Annotated in this window: 1 protein-coding gene; it reads left to right on the top strand. The window is 38.9% G+C overall.

Annotated elements, in window-relative coordinates; all coding sequences use genetic code 11:
• Positions 1-98 precede the first annotated feature (98 nt).
• Complete coding sequence (locus tag ACS8FD_RS22390) at positions 99-428, top strand: CopG family transcriptional regulator (RefSeq protein ID WP_299216955.1); 330 nt, start codon at positions 99-101, stop codon at positions 426-428.
• The last annotated feature ends 178 nt before the right edge of the window (positions 429-606 follow it).

The raw sequence follows: 606 nt of genomic DNA on the forward strand, positions 1-606 counted from the left end.
TTTATAAGTAACGACTTCAAGCACTTATTGCAAATGAATAGCTACTATCATTCTCGTTGAAGTTCTTTGTTTTTAGTCACTAAAAGTAATGGTTTATTATGATACCTGTACGCATAAAAAATAAGTTCTCTGATCATCCGCAAAAAATCATGCGCCCAGTCAGCATTCGTCTTTCTGAAGAGATGATTGAGCTACTAGAGGCAACCTCATCAGAGCTTGGGTTCAAACGTATTCAAGGGCTAATCCGCTTGTATATTCGCCAAGGTCTTGACCGTGATCATCAAGATTATACTTTAGCGCATGATGAAGTTTTCATCGAAACTCTGCGTAAGCGTGGTGTCAGCCAACGTATCATCGATGAAGCGATCGTGGTTACGCACAATAATAGTATCACGCATCCGTTGACGGAATTACAAAACGACGACTAGCACTGAGGTTTTTATCGAGCTGATCGTTGTTATTGATAGTTTAAGATAACCCTAAAAAAGCCAGTCGCTAAGTGTATTTTAGTCACTTAGCGACCGACTTTTTTACTTAAAGTATTCTACTTACTTTATTCTCCACCACTGTCTTTACCATTCACTTTGCCATCCCACTTTGCGATAT

The sequence above is a fragment of the Psychrobacter sp. 1U2 genome (genome assembly GCF_051847575.1).